Here is a 15,703-nt window from a genome sequence, read left to right as displayed (position 1 = left end):
TTGTGCAGTGTTGAACCTAGCAGCAGTTGCCGGGTGCTGGCCTTGGGCGGCAGCACATCATTATTCATCTTATCCAAGATGGGGGTCAAGGGTAAGGATCCCTTACCATTTTGCGAAACGGGGAGACTGACCAAAAGCGGCAGACGGGAGCGCTGACCTAGGGGTCAAACCCATTCATCCGGCATGTTCAGCCACCCCACTGGATCAGCGGATTGTGGCCGAACCCGCTGGGGCGGTCCGCAAGCGTGACAGGTCCGATGTATTGGGGCAGCCCACCGGCTCTGGAAACCAGGCCGATAAGGCCGTCACATTCAACTTGGACCACTCAAGTGGCGCGGATCAGGGGGCCGTGCGACTTGAGTGCTGGGCTCTCACGCAATACCCAATATACGGCGTGCTTGGCTTGCTGTTGCGACCGGTCTGTGATGCTGCGCGCAGATATCAGCGACACGTTGCACCAAAGCGGCATTCGACGGCGCAAGCTGCATCTTGCTGAGGCGGATGTTGTCCTCTAGACCTGTGCGCGCATGGCCGCCTGATGACACCGACCATTCATTCAAGACGAGCTGATTTGCACCAATCCCGGCTGCACACCACTGCGCCTTTTCGCCAAACAGCCGTTTGACGGTCTGGACATAAAAGTCAAACACCTGGCGATCTGCGGGCATGGCGTTTTTCACCCCCATGACAAATTGGACATACGGGGTATCTTTGATCTGGCCGCGTCTGTGCATGTCTGCGGCCTTCAGGATGTGGGACAGATCAAAGGCTTCGATCTCTGGCTTGATGGAATAGGACAGCATTTCTGCCGCCAGCCAGTCCACAAGCTCTGGCGGGTTTTCATACACCCGCGTCGGGAAATTGTTTGACCCCACCGAGAGCGAGGCCATGTCGGGGCCCAGCGGCAGCATGCCTCCCCGTGTTTGACCTGCGCCAGACCGCCCCCCCGTAGAAAACTGGATGATCATGCCAGGGCAGTGTTTTTCCACCCCGTCTTTCAGGGCCGCGAATTTTTCAGGGTCACTGGACGGGGTTTCGTCGTCATTGCGCACATGGGCATGCACGATGCTTGCCCCCGCCTCAAAAGCCGCATGTGTGCTTTCGATCTGCTCTGAGACGGTGATCGGCACGGCCGGGTTATCTGCCTTGCGCGGCAAGCTCCCGGTAATCGCGACACAGATGATGCAAGGCGTGCTCATGTGCTTGGCGCCAATACAAAATCATGGACCACTTCGTAGTAAGGTCCAGCAAATCCAGCCTCTGCGATGCGGGCCGGGTCTTTGACCAGCTCAAACTTGGCGAGCAGACTTTCTTTCACCCCAAAAACCGCATCCGAGTGGATATATGGGTCGTCTGGATCAAAGATATGGGTGATCAGTGTCTCAAAACCCTCCGCTTCGAGGATGTAGTGCAAATGCGCGGGCCTAAAGGGGTGGCGCCCGAGTTTTTCGAGCATTTGACCAACGGGTCCATCATCGGGAATGGGGTAGAATTTCGGCTTTACCCCTTTGAAATGATACGATCCATCTGCCCCAGTGCGAAACACCCCGCGCAGGTTGAAGTCGGGCTGCAGCCCCTTTTGCTGCACATCGTAAAAGCCTTCATCATTTGCCTGCCAGACATCAATCTTGGCCCCCTTGATCGGAGCGCCATCGGTGCCAAGGATGCGGCCCTTGACCAACATCGGCTCGCCTTTTTCATCAAGGCAGATGTCAGACCCCATTGGCAGCTCGGGCGCATCCGGCACATGGAACGGGCCAAGCACGGTGGACTCTGATGCGCCTGATGGTTTTCTGTTGTTGATCGCATCGACCAACATTGAAACCCCAAGGCTATCCGACAGCAGGATAAACTCCTGTCGCCAATCATCACAGGTGTGCCCTACTTTGGTGAGGAACTGGATCGCTTCGAACCACTCTTCCTGCGTTGGTTCAATCTCTTTCACGGCAGCATGCAGATGTTTGGTGATCGCGCCCATAACGTCAGCAAGACGTGCGTCTTTTGCCTGCGCATTGCGACTGATCACAACCTCGGCGGAGTTTTCTTCGGTGAAATAGCCCTGTTCTTGTGTGGACATCATGTTTTCCTATCGTGCCAGAATTGCAGTCAGAACGCGGGTCAGCTCCGCCACGGGATCGTCCGCCATCGCGTCATTGCGCCAGCAGACATGTTGATCGGGGCGGGTCAGGATGCAGCCGGCATCGCCCACTTCACGCGCCCGCGCCCAATCGCCAGTATGATCGACATAGTCCTGACGCGGCCCAATTACATGCGCCTCCAGCTTGACGCCCAAGGCCTTGGAAACTTGTTCTGCAGCCTCTGCCCAGGCCCTCCCGCCAAGGCCAGTGAAGAGCGTGAAGGCCCCACCACCCGCGAGGTCGAGCGTTGAGTGTTTGTCGCCTTTTTGATCAAACAGCCAGGCATGTGGAATGCGTGCGCCCGGCCAGGTGGTTGGCTGATAATGAAGGTCCGCATCCAGTGCAAAATCAGGTTCGATCTGACCATCGGTCACTGTCGCAGCTGAGGCATAGCGCTGGTTCATTTCAACACCATGGGCATCAAATTCATACTTCTTGAAGGCAATCGCTGAATTTAACGCCGCGCGTTGTGCCTCTGCCTCTGGTGTCGTGCCACATCGGGCATCCATGTTGGCCTTGATCTGATCAATGTCCAATCCCCCGGTCATGCCGAGGGCTTCAAAAATTGGGCCAAATTCACCGATAGACTGGTTTGCACGGGTCACGATCTGTTTGGCCACGGGAGCGCGCTCGGCGGTGTAGCTGTCCAGCAAGCTCTCGCCTGCTTCGCCTTTGACCACGGCGGCCATTTTCCAGCACAGGTTGAATGCGTCTTGAATGGAGGTGTTCGAGCCAAGCCCATTTGAGGGCGGATGCCGGTGCGCCGCGTCCCCCATGATGAACACGCGTCCTTTGGACATCTGCGTGGCGTAGGTATCGTTTACTGTCCAGGTGTTGGCGCTGATGAGGTCAATCTCAAGCTCTGGATCACCAACCAATTGGCGGGCCACATCCGTCGCCATCGCTTCGTCCACCACCGGGGCAGGTTCGTTGATGTCATAGCCCCAAACGATCAGCCATTCATTCCAGGGGCGGATGGCGCGGATCAGACCCATACCGATCCCGCCAACATTGGCACCGGGCTGCATTACCCAATACAGAACCGAAGGACGGTGGGCGACATATTTGGTCAGGTCAGCGCGGAAATAGATATTCATCGACCCGCCAACACCCATTTTTCCTTCAAAGGGCAGGTCTTCGTTCTCGGCCACCAGAGAATTGCCGCCATCTGCGCCAATCAGGTACTTTGAGCGAATAGTGATCTCCTGGCCTGTCATGCGATCAAGGCAGGTGGTTGTCACCCCTTCGGCGTCTTGAACGTGGGATTTATACTCTGTGCTCATCCGGGCGCGGCTGCCGCGCTTGCAGGCCGTTTTGAACAGGATCGGCTCCATGAAGGTCTGGGGCAGATCGTTCATAAAGGTTGGCGAAGACAGCAAGTGTTCCGCCTTGGACAAAGGATGCGTCCCCCAGGATTTCATGCGGCCGATTTCTTCCCCCGCAAGGCTTTCGCAAAACACATTCTCCCCCATCAGGCTCTGGTCCATCGCATTGAGGTAGACTTCGCTCTCCACCTCTTTGCCCAGATCGCGCAGCACTTCCATTGTGCGCTGGTTGGTGATGTGCGCGCGTGGCGTGTTTGCCAGCCAGTGATACCGGTTGATGACGATATTCTCGACACCGTAGCTGGACAACAGGGCGCCGCTTGTGGAGCCAGCAGGCCCGGTACCGATGATCAAAACCTCTGTCGTGATATCTGCCATGAGTTTATTTCTCCTCAAGTTTGAGTCTGCCACCACTCAGGCGGCGGCGTATTGGAAAAAGGTGAAGCCCGGTGCGTTCGGAGACGAGCCCCCAAAGGCCACGTGGGGCGACCAGCATGATCGCGATGGCCAGCACACCAAGGGTCATAAGATACCAGCTGCCAAAATCAGCGAGCAGGGATTGCAGCGCAAAGAACACAAGCACTCCGAGGATCGGGCCCTCAATGGTGCCGATGCCGCCGATGACAACAATGAAAATCACATAGGCCGTCCAGTCGGTGACGCTAAAGGCCGCGTCTGGGCTGATGCGGGCTTTTTGCATATAGATCAGCCCCCCTGCGAGCCCGGTGCCAAAAGCAGAACTCAGGAACACGATCCATTTCATCCGCCCTGCATCCACGCCAACGGATTCTGCAGCCTGGGTGTTGTCACGCACTGCGGCCAACGCAAGCCCGCGCCGTGTGCGCAGCAGCCAGTAGATGCAGCCGATTGTCGCAAGAGCCAGCACCAGTGCCAGCCAATAGGCCAGGATATCGCGTGCCGCTGCTGAGCGCACATCAAGTGTCTCTTTGATGAGATCAACGAACCACATGTCGCGGGTTGCATCACGGGGCAAGGATGTACCGGTGCCACCGCCCAGGGTTTTCCATTGGGCAACCAGCAAGCGCACCACTTCGGCGATGACCCAGGTACCGATGGCAAAATAGGCGCCATTGAGGCGGAAAGCGAAAAACGCGGTGGGTACAGCGATCACAAGTGCTGCGATGCCTGCAAAAAGGATCGCGGGAACTGGATCAACGCCCCAAAGGATCACCGCGCCGAACAGCGCGTAGGCGCCCATCCCGACAAGGGCCTGTTGCCCAATGCTCACCAGCCCGCTGTAGCCCGCAAGCAGGTTCCAGAACTGCGCCAGAACCAGCATTGTCAGGATGAAAAACATGTCCTGAATTGCGCTGCGGCCCGCAAAGAACGGCAGCGCGATCAGCACGGCGATCAGGACAACGCCAAGGATGGCGGCAATCCGCGAAGCGGGGGTTTGAGTTGTTACAGAATATGCCATCAGTCATTCGCTCTCGGAAATAGGCCGCGGGGTCGCAAAAGCAGCACCACAAGAAACGCAATGTGCCCGGACAGGATTTGCCATTCGGGATTGATGGCCGCGCCCAGCGTTTGGGCCACGCCGATGATGACCCCACCCAATAGCGTGCCCCAAAGCGAGCCAAGACCTCCGATGATAACGGCCTCAAAGGCATAGATCAGGCGGGCGGGGCCGATATTGGGGTCAAAATTTGCACGCAGGCCAAGGTAAAGCGCCGCAACTGTGACGATCACCAGTGCAATGCCTGTAGCGGTGGCAAAGATGTTCGCAGGCTTGATGCCCATCAGGCTGGCGGTGGTTGCGTCATCGGATGTGGCACGAAAGGCGCGGCCAAGCTCGGTTCGGTAAAACAGCTGGTTCAGCCCAACAATCACCAAAACAGCAGAGCCAAAGGTCAGCAAGGGCATGACACCCAGAGTGATCGGCCCAACGTCAAGTGAGGCCGTTGTCAGCGCATTTGTCGGCAAGCGTTGGCTATCAGCAGAAAAGCCTTCCAGAAGCGCGTTTTGCAGCGCAATCGACAGACCAAATGTCACCAGTAATGGCGGCAGGATATCATCGCCCAGCGTTCGGTTCAGCAGAAACTTTTGCAGCAGATAGCCAAATGCAAACATTACCGGCATGGCGATAAGGGCTGCGATAAACGGTGAAAGGCCCAGCAAGGTCACCAACACCAGAATAAGGTAAGCGCCCATCACAATCAGATCGCCATGGGCGAGGTTCACCAGGCGCATGATCCCGAACACCAGGCTCAGGCCTGAGGCAAAAAGTGCATAAAGGCCACCCAGCAGGATGCCTTGAATGATTGTATCGATCCAGATCAATGGCCTGCTCCAAAATATGCGTCGTGAATGTCGTCGCGTGACAGGCTGTCGGGCGTGCCCGTCAGGGTGATACGCCCCTCCATCATGCAATAGACCCGGTCGGCGACGGCCATGGCCTGCGCGATGTCTTGTTCCACCACGATCAACGATGCGCCCGCCGTTTTGATCTGCGGAATGGCTTGGTAAATGTCCTTGATGACGACGGGCGCCAGCCCGAGGCTGATTTCATCGCAAAGCAACACCCGCGGGTTGCTCATCAGGGCCCGGCCAATGGCGACCATCTGTTGCTGCCCACCCGAGAGCGCCGTCCCCGGAGTGTTCCGCCGTTCTCCCAGGATCGGAAAGAGTTCATAGACAGTGTCCAACGTCCAGTGCCCCTTGATTTTGCGCCCATAGGTGCCGATCAAAAGGTTCTCCTCGACGCTGAGGGAGGGGAAAATTTTACGCCCTTCAGGCACCATCGCGACGCCTTGGGACATGATTTCATCTGCGGGCTGCGTACCGATTGGGATGCCGTCATAAAGCACCGCTTTTGGCTCATTGCGTAGAACACCGGCAATTGAGCGCATGAGCGTCGTCTTGCCAGCACCGTTCGCGCCGATGATCGCAATGGTTTCAGCCTCGCCCAATTCGATATCAACGCCAAAGAGCGCTTGAAAATCCCCGTAGTGGGCGGTCAGGTTCTGCGTGCTCAACAGACTCATTAGACTTCGATCCCCAGATAAATTTCTTGGACTTCCCGGCTTGCCATGATCTCATCCGGATCACCGAGCCCGATAACTTTGCCGAAATCCAGCACCAGCAGGCGCTCCACCACCGAGGTCAGCGCGTGCAGCACATGTTCAATCCAGATGATCGTGACGCCTTGCGCATGGATGTCCTTGATGGTGCGGATCAGCGCCTGACATTCGCCTTCGGTCAAGCCGCCTGCGATTTCATCCAGCAACAACAGTTTGGGCTGCGTCGCCATGGCACGGGACAGTTCCAGCCGTTTGCGTTCCAACAGCGACAGCTGCCCCGCAGGCGTGTTCGCTTGGGCGATCAGTTCCGTTCGCTCCAGAACCTCGGCGCAATCGTCACGCACCGCAGCTTCGGACATGTTGCGCCCATGGGTCGCGGCAACCAGGAGGTTCTCGTAGACTGTCAGCTTTTCAAAGGGCTGCGGGATTTGAAAGGATCGCCCGATCCCTGTCAGGCAGCGCTCCATCGCCGACACTTTGGTCACGTCGCGCCCTTCAAAATGAATGCTGCCCTGGTTGGCACGAATAGTACCGGTGATCAGGTTGAACAGGGTCGATTTACCCGCCCCATTTGGCCCGATGATGCCCAGCGCCTGCCCCTGCGGAACATCAAAGCTGGCATCATCCGTCACCGTCAAGGCGCCGAAACTTTTGGTAACTGATTGGAGCGATAGGATCGACATGGCTTTATCCAAGGCCCCAAAGGAAGGGGCCATCTAACAAGAGGAGAGAGAGGCACCCCGCCAGGGTCGGCGGGGCGCAGATGCAGAAGCTTTAGGAAATTTCTTCCATTGCTCCGCCTGTCGGGATGTTTGGATGTTTGGAATTTTCCACAATCACCAGCTCGTAACCGCCGCTATCCTTGAGGCGCCACTGCCCACCGACGAGCGGTGTCTTGGCCACGTTCTGCGCCGCAAAGGGCGGCAGGCCTGCACCATCAAAGGCGATGCGCCCAACCATTGAATCCAGTTGCGTTGCAGCAATGGCAGAGGTGACTTCGTCAGGGTCGCGGCTGTCTTCTACGCGTCCCATGACGTTTGCTGCCATCTCGAACAAGGCATGGGCAAAGCCAATCGGCTGGGTCCAGGACTTGCCTGTCGTTGCCGTATAGCGCGCTGCAAGGTCGCCTGCGGATTGCCCTGTGAGCGATGACGCAAAGGGATGCGACGGGGACCACCAGACTTCGGAACTCAGGTTGTGACCATGATCGCCCAGTGCTTCCACGGCTTGCGGGAACAGGATTGCTTTGCCAATACTCGCAGCCTTTGGGTTGAACCCTTGCTGTTTCGCCTGCGTCCAGAAGGTCGTGAAGTCTGGCGGAATGGGGACACCTGTGACGATCTCGCAATTGGCAGCTTTGAAAGCATTGATTTGCGCGCTGAAATCATCTGTGAGGTTCTGATACCGCCCCGTATCTGTCAGGCTGAACCCTTGGGCGTCCAGTACGGGCGGGAAGCCCGCATTTGGGTCCCCCCATGCATTGCCGTCCCCATCATTGGGGAAAATGGCCCCGACTGATTTGTTGGTATCAAGCTGGTTCCACATGGCGGTGAAGGTGGAAATGACATCCTCTAGCCCCCAGAAAAAGTGGAAGCTGAAGTCAAACGGCCGCCAGCTGTTCGGATCACCAGGGTTGCCCTGCTGGCCGATGAAATAGGGCTGCCAGGGCGCCACGGTAGAAATCACCGGGATCTCTTCGGACTCGCAGGTTGTGGCAACGGGATTGGTGGTTTCCGGTGTCGAAGCCACAAGCATCATATCGATTTCGTCATCAATAATCAGCTCTTTGGCGACTTCGGCGGCACGGTTTGGGTTGGACTGGCTATCCTTGACGATCACCTCGAAGTTTGCGCCAGACTCGGAATTCAGGAAGCCGTCGATGATGAAACTGTCGGCATCCGAAAAGGCAGCCAAGGGACCGGACTGAGGGCTGACATAGCCAAGCCGGATTTTTGCGCCCTGCCCCAGCGCCGGGGCAGCAAGCCCCCCGGCAGCCAGCGTCAGGCCGGTTGCGGCGGATGATTGAAGTAGCTTACGACGTGATAGCATAATGTCCTCCCAAACATCGTGATACTTATTGAATTGGTGCGTCTCCGGCCCAGGCAGCCTGCAACAGCGCGCGAATGTCATCGCGGGTCACGGGCTGTGGGTTTGGATAGGGTTTTGTGGTTGCCAGATCTGCGGCGTGATCAAGATCGCGCTGTTGCAGGCCCAAATCGCGCAAAGCGGTTGGTGCGTTCATCTTTTGGGCAAAAGCGTGCAGCGCTGTTCCAGCATTTTCGCCGCCCAGAAGATCACAAATTGGCTGTAATTCGCGCCCGGCGGCGCGGGCATTGTAGGCAATGGCATGGGGCAGAACGATCGCATGAGTTTCTGCATGGGGCAGATTGAATGCGCCCCCCAACGTGTGGCAAAGTTTGTGATGCAGGGCCATGTCGACCCGCCCCAAAACGGTCCCACAGGCCCACGCGCCGCGCAGAGTTGCTTCGCGCGCCACGAGGTCAGACGGCTCCCTGAGCACCCTGGGCAGACCATCAATGAAGGCTTCAAGCCCCTGGATCGCCATTGCGGTTGTTTCACCCGTTCGATTGGTCGCATACAGCGCCTCTGCCGCGTGGGCCATCGCATTTAGCGCCGATGTGACCGTCATTGGCACAGGAAGCGTCCTCACCAACTCAGAATCGTACAGGATGACCTCTGGCAAAACGCTTGGGTCGCTCAGGGTGGTTTTGACACCATTTTCCGTTTGGCCGAGGATTGGCGTGCATTCACTGCCTGCATAGGTCGTTGGGATCACGATCTGTGGTAGGCTGGTTCTAAATGCAATCGCTTTGCCTAGCCCGGTGGTTGATCCGCCACCGATGGCAATCAGGCAATCTGTTTGCGTTTCAGCAACCTGGGCCATCGCGGCCTCTGTGACATGAACAGGGGTATGCATTTCTGCTTTGCAAAAGACCCCAACCGCCAAAGGCCCAAGCAATTCGGCAATCTCCAACGCCGCGTCGCTCTGTAGCGGCGTGGCCAGAACCAGCACCTTGGATGCGCCGATCCGCTGGACTTCGGCGGCGACGGACATGCGCTTTGCCGCCCCAAAGACAACGCGAACAGCTGTGTCCGAATTCTGAATTGGCTGTGCCACGAGGTCTTCTCCGCTCATTGTTTCGCCCATATTAGATGCAAAAACTGAGCGGTTGATCGAATATCAGACAATCAATATACCTTTAGGTTATGAAGATTGATCCAAATCACCTGCATATGCTGTCTGCCATCATCGACGCGGGCGGGTTGAGCGAAGGCGCTGCCGCACTCAACAAGTCTCAACCAAGCGTTTCTCGTTCTTTGGCGATGCTGGAGAAAAGGCTTGGAGCGCGGTTATTCGAAAAGGGAAAAAGACCCCTGAGGCCGACAGAGCTTTGCCTGACGCTGGCGGAACAGGGAAAAGTGGTGGCAAAGGCCAGTGAGGCAGCCCAAACCGCTGCAGAGCTGTATTCCAGAGGCAAGGCTGGAACCGCACGCATTGCGGGCACACCAATTTTTATGGACGGCGTTATCTCTGGAATGCTTGCTTCTTTTCAAACAGCCTTTCCCGATGTCACCATTCATCAAACCTATGGGTATTTACCTGAGCTTAGCGAACAGCTCAGCGCTGGCCTGATCGATTTGGCAATCTGCCCGGTCAATGCCAATGCGGTGCCACCGAAGTTGAGTTTCAAGCCAATTTTGCGCGGTAGAAATGTAATAGCATGTGCGCCATCCCACCCGCTCGCACGTAAATCAGCGTTCAAGCTGGAAGATATTGCGGCCTACCCCTGGATCGCGCCACCTGCCGGAAGCCCGCTCTATGAAGACCTGCGCATGGCTCTGCAAAGCATCGGGATTACGGACTTCCGGGTCAGCTTTACCGGTGGCTCGCTTGCATCAATATTCAGCGTGATGGCCGGATCAAATTCTCTCACTGTTTTACCGTATTCCGTCGTCTTCATGCAAAGCACAACGAAGATCATCACAGCGCTGCCGGTGAAACTGGAACACCCCGAAAGAGAGCTTGGGCTATTGTGGGACCCTGACCGCCCTCTTCGCCCGGCAGTTAAACGGTTCCATAAATTCCTCGAAGCCGAATTTACTGGCTTGGCCCAGCGCATTGATGAAAAAGGCCGCCAAGACGTTTGGCGACGTTGATCTGGGTTTAGCTTATGCCCCGGAATGCTAAGGCATGCCCCGGGCGGGGGCTCCAACGCAAGGTGTTGCGATTGAAACGATACCCCCGATCAGTGCCCGCCTTAGCCAAACCGCTTGCAGCAATGAAAGGTATTCCTTCGCTTAATGGAAGGTGGCCACCAAAACCGCAGGTGTTCACGCGGCATTTTCTTCTTCATCATCAATAGGTTTGCAGGTGATCCGGCGCATATCCTCGCGGGCCATTGGCAGGCCAAAGTAGTAGCCCTGGCTTGAGGTGCAATTTTCCTCACGCAGGAATATAAGCTCGTCTTCGCTCTCGACCCCTTCAGCGAGTACCGGAATGTCCAGTGCATCACCAAGCAGCAAGGTGGAGCGCACAATCGCGGCACGTTGCGGGTTCTTATGCACATCCTGAATAAAGCTGCGGTCAATCTTGATCTTGTCAAAGGGGAAGGTCTGCAACATCGACAGCGACGAATAGCCGGTGCCAAAATCATCCATGGCAATCCGAATACCCAGCGCCTTGAGTTTGTGCATCACCTTGAGCGTATGCGCCTGGTCGTGGATAATGCTGGCCTCGGTGATCTCCAGTTCCAAACGCTGCGGCAGCAGCCCGGTTTCGAACAAATTGTCCATCACGTTTTCCAGAAACGAGGGCTGTACCAGCTGCTGCGGTGCCACATTGACTGCAACACTATAGGGGTAATCCCATTGAGCTGCCTCGCGGCAGGCCTCCCGTAGAACCCAGGCACCGATGTCGCGCACCAGGCCGGTTTCCTCGGCGACCGGGATAAACTCTTCTGGCGACACCCGTCCGCGGGTCGGATGATTCCAGCGCAGCAGAACCTCGAACCCTTCTGGCGCCAGTGTTTCCAGCCGGTTCTGCAGCTGATACACCAGTTCGAATTCGTCGTTTTCCAGCGCCCGGCGCAGGTCATGGACGAGCTGCATCTTGTTGCGGTTGATCCGGCCCATTTCCTCATCAAACAGGCAGATTGGCCGGTCGGTTTCTGACTTGGCCCGATACATCGCCACATCCGATTTATGCAGCAACTGGGCTGCATCTCGCCCATCCTCCAGCGTCGTTGCAATCCCTATGGATGCCCCAACACGCAGAGAGACCTCTTCGAGGTCGATAGGCTCGACGATGGCCGCATGCAACCGTTTGGCAAAGCTCAGCACCTCTTCGATGCAGCGAAAGCCAACCTGTATGGCCACAAATTCATCGCCACCCGCCCGTGCAACATATTCGCCCTCCCCCAGTTGCATGCTCAATCGCCAGGCGACCCGGCGCAACACTGCATCGCCCATGGCGTGACCGTGCAGATCGTTCACCTCCTTAAAGAGGTTGAGATCCATCGTCAGCATTGCCACCCGCGCCGTTTCATCCTCGGCCAACTGTGTCGCCAAGTCGTCCATTTTGCGGGCCAGCCACATGCGGTTGGGCATACTGGTCAGGGGGTCATGCTGGGCTGCGTGTTCAAGTTGCGAGCGTGATTCACCCTCAAGATTGACCTCGATACTTGCCGAAGCAATGGCAATCAGCAGGATGATCACGGTGACACCAAAAATAAGCATCGCCATAGCGGTGTCCGAAATCGCCATGGGGGGCACGACTACAGACGAGTCGAGGCGGATCTCCACCGCGCTGTCAACGGCGGAGTAAAATCAGACCATTGGGCGGCGCAAAAGTAGGCCACTTTGGTGTTGTGCGTGACGGGTGCGCAGAGCGCAGGCGGCCAGTCAACCGCGCTCCCCAAATAGCTGGCGGTTGACTGGCCGTCTTGGCCCGTGAGGGCCAAGCCATGGATTTTCGATCAGGGGGTTTTGGTGGCTTTTCGCGCTTGGCTCTGAGCCAGGCGATAGCTCTCGCCATTCATCTCGAGGATGTTGACGTGGTGGGTCAACCGGTCGAGAAGCGCGCCGGTGAGGCGCTCGGTGCCGAAGGTTTCCGTCCATTCATCGAAGGGCAAGTTGCTGGTGATCAGCGTGGCCCCACGCTCGTAGCGTTGCGAGATCAATTCAAAGAGCAACTCGGCCCCGGTTTTGGAGAGAGGGACAAAGCCCAATTCGTCGATGATCAGCAGTTTTACGTTGGCCATCTGTTTTTGAACCCGAAGCAGGCGGCGCTCGTCACGCGCTTCCATCAGTTCGTTGACCAAGGCTGCGGCGGTGGTGAAGCTGACCGTCATCCCTTTCTGGCAAGCGGCAAGCCCCAGGCCGAGGGCGACATGGGTTTTGCCCGTGCCGCTTGGGCCAAGGGCGATCACGTTCTCACGCCGCTCGATCCAGTCGCAGCGCGCCAGCTCCAGCACTTGCATCTTGTTCAGTTTGGGGATCGCCTTGAAGTCGAAGCTGTCGAGGCTTTTGGTGGCCGGGAACTTGGCCGCCTTGATGCGGCGCTCGACCATCCGTCGCTCGCGATCGATCAGCTCCAGTTCGACCAAGCGCGTCAGGAACTGGACGTGGTCCAAGCCCTCGGCAGCGCATTGGCGCGCAACTTTCTGATACTCGCGCAGGAACGTCGGAAGCTTCAGCGTCTTGAGATGATGTTCCAGCAGGATCTCGGGGACATGGGTCATTCCGCAGCCTCCGACATCAGGGACATGTAGCTGGCCGCTGATGTCGTCTCGACCTGCGCCCGTGGCAGGTAGGGGTACACGTCGAGATCGAGCCGTGGTGGACGCTTCTCGACCTGGCACAGCACCAGATGCTTCACGGCATCAAAGCCGACCGCGCCCATCTTCAGGGCCTGCTTTACGGCGACGTGCAGGTCATCCATGCCGAAGCTTTCCAGCAAGCGCAGGACCTGCACATATTCGCGACGACCGATCTTTAGCATGCGCGCTTCCATCAAACGGCGCAGCGTGTCGAACTCTTCGGGCAAGTCCCATTCCGCGAGGGGCGCGGCCTGATCCAAAGCATTGATCTTGCGTTCGATGAGCGGGAGGTAGTGGATCGGATCGAACACCATGTCCTCGCGCGCGTAGCATCGCGGATGGCGCGCGATCACGTCTCCACGGCAGCCAATCACCACCTGATCGACATAGGCCCGCACCCAGACATCCTGATGGCCGTAGGCCACGGGGACCGAGTAATCGTTGGTGTCGTAGCGGACCAAAGATTGGGAGTTCACCCGACCGTTGGCTTGTGCGCAGGCCTCAAAGGGAGCGGCTGGCAAGGGGCGCATCTCGGCCTGATCCCGTTGCAAGCGCACGCCGATCGTCTCCGTATGTCCCCGCAAGATGTCGCCCTGACGGGCGCGGCACTGCTCTTCGAGATAAGCGTTGAAGCTCTCCCAGTCCGGGAAGTGGGGGATCGGCACCATGTGGTTACGGCGAGCATAGCCCACCATTCCCTCAACATTCCCCTTATCATTCCCTTTGCCGGGCCGTCCGTAGCGATCTCGGAACAGGTAGTGTGACAGCAACCCGCTGAACAGCTTGGCGCGTACCCGGGTACCATCCGGCTGGATCTTCGAGACTAGGCAGCGGTCATTGTCATAAAGCACCGACTGCGGCACCCTGCCAAAGAAGGCAAAGGCATGCACATGTCCGTCCATCCAGGCCTCCGCCGTGGCCGCCGGGTAGGCCCGCACGAAGTAGGCATCGCTGTGCGGCAAATCCAGGACGAAGAAGTGGGCCTTTTGCTCAACGCCTCCGATCACAACGACCGCTTCGCCAAAATCGGCCTGCCCATGGCCCGGCGGATGTGCCAGAGGCACGAACATCTCACGGCTGCGCCGTTCACGCTGCCGAACGTAGTCTTTGATGATCGTATAGCCGCCAGTGAACTCGTGCTCCGCCTTGAGCCGCTCGTGGATCCGCTTCGCCGTGTGGCGCTGCTTGCGGGGCACATTCTTGTCCCCTTCAAGCCAGCCGTCGATGATCTCCGTAAATCCATCAAGCTTCGGACGCTTGATCTCCTTCGTGCGCCGGTATCCAGGCGGCGTTGAGAACGCCAACATCTTGCGAACGCTGTCGCGCGATATGTTGAAATGACGCGCCAGCTCCCGCTGGCTCATACCCTCGCTGCGCGCCAGCCTGACCTTCCTGTAAAGTTCCACGGTGTAAATCTCCTCGCCCTCCCTGCGGCCGCAAGAAGGGAAAAAGTGGACGACTTTTACGCCGCCCGCACCGCCAATATGGCGGCGCTACCGTGGTCTAATTTTGCACCGCCGTTCTCATGCAATCGTTTTCCTATTCCACAAGCCTTGGTAAGATCACGGGAAGACAGTGAACAACCATATATTTGCTTAAATCACTAACAGAGAAGCCCCCCCATGCCGGACAACGACCTACCCCCTGTTGCAAGTATTTTTCCTGATGACTGGTATTTTTCCGAAGCCTTAGATGACCGTGTGACAAGCGCTGGCGTTTGTGCCTTTAAAACCCCGAACTATGACGAGTTTGACCAAAGTCGGCTAAGCGATAAGGACTTTTTCAAACGACTACTGCTTTCGGTGCGTGACTTAAATCAGGCTCGCAGCGCGGCGCAATTTCTACTGGAAGAAGTTGAATGGGAAGATAAATATCCTCTTGGGGAGCTGCGGCGTTTTCAGGCGTACGAAACATCACTAATCGTTGCCTATGCTAGACCCTTCAGTCAGAGCAAGGGGCAAGTCCCGCCCCTCTCATACGGACGGCTGGGAATAAAACTGCGGTCTTCCGTGAGCGAAATCCATAATGACCTCATCAACAAACGTAACAAGCTCTTCGCTCATAGTGATCCAGACATTGTTGAGCACTCCAATCTATGGGCCTATTCAGGAGAGCGGACGGACGGCTCTAAGTTTTCTGTACTATGCCCCCCCTCATTTAAAGAAGGTACATACCTAGACCTCCACGGGGTTTATCGAGTTGAAAATATCTTGTCTTGCCTTGCCGAAGCGGTGCTTCAGATGCTCCAAGCAATGCATGTTCACTTCCTCGACCTCATCGAAGTGAAAGACAGTACACGGCGAGCTGCCAAAAAACACTGATACACCCCAGCGAACCCGCTCGCATGAAACATAATCCAG

General features: G+C 57.1%; 14 protein-coding genes. 2 read left to right on the top strand and 12 right to left on the bottom strand.

What is annotated here, in order from left to right:
* Positions 1–371: 371 nt before the first annotated feature.
* The 9 genes from JZI28_RS04070 to JZI28_RS04030 all read right to left on the bottom strand — a co-directional run bounded on the left by JZI28_RS04070 (position 372) and on the right by JZI28_RS04030 (position 9,661).
* Positions 372–1,199 carry a 3-keto-5-aminohexanoate cleavage protein gene (locus tag JZI28_RS04070; protein WP_375699311.1) on the bottom strand — a complete coding sequence of 276 codons (828 nt, stop codon included), beginning with the start codon at positions 1,197–1,199 and terminating at the stop codon, positions 372–374.
* A complete protein-coding gene (locus JZI28_RS04065) occupies positions 1,196–2,077 on the bottom strand; it encodes an intradiol ring-cleavage dioxygenase (protein ID WP_297339458.1) in 882 nt (293 codons plus the stop codon). Before JZI28_RS04065 ends, JZI28_RS04070 begins: the two co-directional genes overlap by 4 nt.
* Before the next feature lie 9 nt (positions 2,078–2,086).
* On the bottom strand, positions 2,087–3,841 hold the full coding sequence (locus JZI28_RS04060) for an FAD-dependent monooxygenase (protein WP_297339457.1): 1,755 nt from the start codon (positions 3,839–3,841) through the stop codon (positions 2,087–2,089).
* Positions 3,842–3,845: 4 nt separating this feature from the next.
* A complete protein-coding gene (locus JZI28_RS04055; protein WP_375699310.1) occupies positions 3,846–4,901 on the bottom strand; it encodes a branched-chain amino acid ABC transporter permease in 1,056 nt (351 codons plus the stop codon).
* Positions 4,901–5,764, bottom strand: coding sequence for a branched-chain amino acid ABC transporter permease (locus JZI28_RS04050; protein WP_297339455.1), 864 nt, complete (start codon positions 5,762–5,764; stop codon positions 4,901–4,903). Before JZI28_RS04050 ends, JZI28_RS04055 begins: the two co-directional genes overlap by 1 nt.
* The gene (locus JZI28_RS04045; protein ID WP_353400409.1) at positions 5,761–6,468 is read right to left on the bottom strand and encodes an ABC transporter ATP-binding protein; all 708 of its coding nucleotides are present in this window, start codon (positions 6,466–6,468) and stop codon (positions 5,761–5,763) included. Before JZI28_RS04045 ends, JZI28_RS04050 begins: the two co-directional genes overlap by 4 nt.
* Positions 6,468–7,187, bottom strand: coding sequence for an ABC transporter ATP-binding protein (locus tag JZI28_RS04040; protein ID WP_349387790.1), 720 nt, complete (start codon positions 7,185–7,187; stop codon positions 6,468–6,470). The genes JZI28_RS04045 and JZI28_RS04040 overlap by 1 nt, the downstream gene beginning before the upstream one ends.
* Before the next feature lie 91 nt (positions 7,188–7,278).
* A complete protein-coding gene (locus JZI28_RS04035) occupies positions 7,279–8,553 on the bottom strand; it encodes an ABC transporter substrate-binding protein (protein ID WP_375699309.1) in 1,275 nt (424 codons plus the stop codon).
* Positions 8,554–8,578: 25 nt separating this feature from the next.
* Positions 8,579–9,661 (bottom strand): maleylacetate reductase, encoded by a 1,083-nt coding sequence (locus JZI28_RS04030; RefSeq protein WP_375699308.1) that lies wholly within the window; start codon positions 9,659–9,661, stop codon positions 8,579–8,581.
* A gap of 71 nt (positions 9,662–9,732) precedes the next feature.
* Here JZI28_RS04030 and JZI28_RS04025 point away from each other — a divergent pair, with 71 nt between their 5' ends.
* The gene (locus JZI28_RS04025) at positions 9,733–10,683 is read left to right on the top strand and encodes a LysR family transcriptional regulator (protein ID WP_375699307.1); all 951 of its coding nucleotides are present in this window, start codon (positions 9,733–9,735) and stop codon (positions 10,681–10,683) included.
* Positions 10,684–10,857: 174 nt separating this feature from the next.
* Here the strand turns inward: JZI28_RS04025 and JZI28_RS04020 are convergent, their stop codons facing one another.
* From JZI28_RS04020 to istA, 3 genes are all read right to left on the bottom strand, one after another.
* Entirely contained in the window at positions 10,858–12,267 is a 1,410-nt protein-coding gene (locus JZI28_RS04020) for a putative bifunctional diguanylate cyclase/phosphodiesterase (protein ID WP_375699306.1), read from the bottom strand.
* Between the two features lie 233 nt (positions 12,268–12,500).
* Positions 12,501–13,265 (bottom strand): IS21-like element helper ATPase IstB, encoded by a 765-nt coding sequence (gene istB, locus JZI28_RS04015; RefSeq protein WP_375698424.1) that lies wholly within the window; start codon positions 13,263–13,265, stop codon positions 12,501–12,503.
* Entirely contained in the window at positions 13,262–14,707 is a 1,446-nt protein-coding gene (gene istA, locus JZI28_RS04010; protein ID WP_066601477.1) for an IS21 family transposase, read from the bottom strand. Before istA ends, istB begins: the two co-directional genes overlap by 4 nt.
* A gap of 258 nt (positions 14,708–14,965) precedes the next feature.
* Between istA and JZI28_RS04005 the strand changes: the two genes are divergently transcribed.
* Positions 14,966–15,664 (top strand): hypothetical protein, encoded by a 699-nt coding sequence (locus tag JZI28_RS04005; RefSeq protein WP_375699305.1) that lies wholly within the window; start codon positions 14,966–14,968, stop codon positions 15,662–15,664.
* The last annotated feature ends 39 nt before the right edge of the window (positions 15,665–15,703 follow it).

The organism is Pseudophaeobacter sp. TrK17, from assembly GCF_042192375.1.
In the GTDB taxonomy this organism is placed as follows: Bacteria; Pseudomonadota; Alphaproteobacteria; order Rhodobacterales; family Rhodobacteraceae; genus Pseudophaeobacter.
This window is presented reverse-complemented; position numbering and strand designations above follow the sequence as displayed.

Bases quoted from the DNA above. Each gene is read 5' to 3' on its own strand.
- JZI28_RS04070 (WP_375699311.1), bottom strand. From the start codon at position 1,199: ATGAGCACGCCTTGCATCATCTGTGTCGCGATTACCGGGAGCTTGCCG.
- JZI28_RS04065 (WP_297339458.1), bottom strand. From the start codon at position 2,077: ATGTCCACACAAGAACAGGGCTATTTCACCGAAGAAAACTCCGCCGAG.
- JZI28_RS04060 (WP_297339457.1), bottom strand. From the start codon at position 3,841: ATGGCAGATATCACGACAGAGGTTTTGATCATCGGTACCGGGCCTGCT.
- JZI28_RS04055 (WP_375699310.1), bottom strand. From the start codon at position 4,901: ATGGCATATTCTGTAACAACTCAAACCCCCGCTTCGCGGATTGCCGCC.
- JZI28_RS04045 (WP_353400409.1), bottom strand. From the start codon at position 6,468: ATGAGTCTGTTGAGCACGCAGAACCTGACCGCCCACTACGGGGATTTT.
- JZI28_RS04040 (WP_349387790.1), bottom strand. From the start codon at position 7,187: ATGTCGATCCTATCGCTCCAATCAGTTACCAAAAGTTTCGGCGCCTTG.
- JZI28_RS04035 (WP_375699309.1), bottom strand. From the start codon at position 8,553: ATGCTATCACGTCGTAAGCTACTTCAATCATCCGCCGCAACCGGCCTG.
- JZI28_RS04030 (WP_375699308.1), bottom strand. From the start codon at position 9,661: ATGAGCGGAGAAGACCTCGTGGCACAGCCAATTCAGAATTCGGACACA.
- JZI28_RS04025 (WP_375699307.1), top strand. From the start codon at position 9,733: ATGAAGATTGATCCAAATCACCTGCATATGCTGTCTGCCATCATCGAC.
- JZI28_RS04020 (WP_375699306.1), bottom strand. From the start codon at position 12,267: ATGGCGATGCTTATTTTTGGTGTCACCGTGATCATCCTGCTGATTGCC.
- istB (WP_375698424.1), bottom strand. From the start codon at position 13,265: ATGACCCATGTCCCCGAGATCCTGCTGGAACATCATCTCAAGACGCTG.
- istA (WP_066601477.1), bottom strand. From the start codon at position 14,707: ATGAGCCAGCGGGAGCTGGCGCGTCATTTCAACATATCGCGCGACAGC.
- JZI28_RS04005 (WP_375699305.1), top strand. From the start codon at position 14,966: ATGCCGGACAACGACCTACCCCCTGTTGCAAGTATTTTTCCTGATGAC.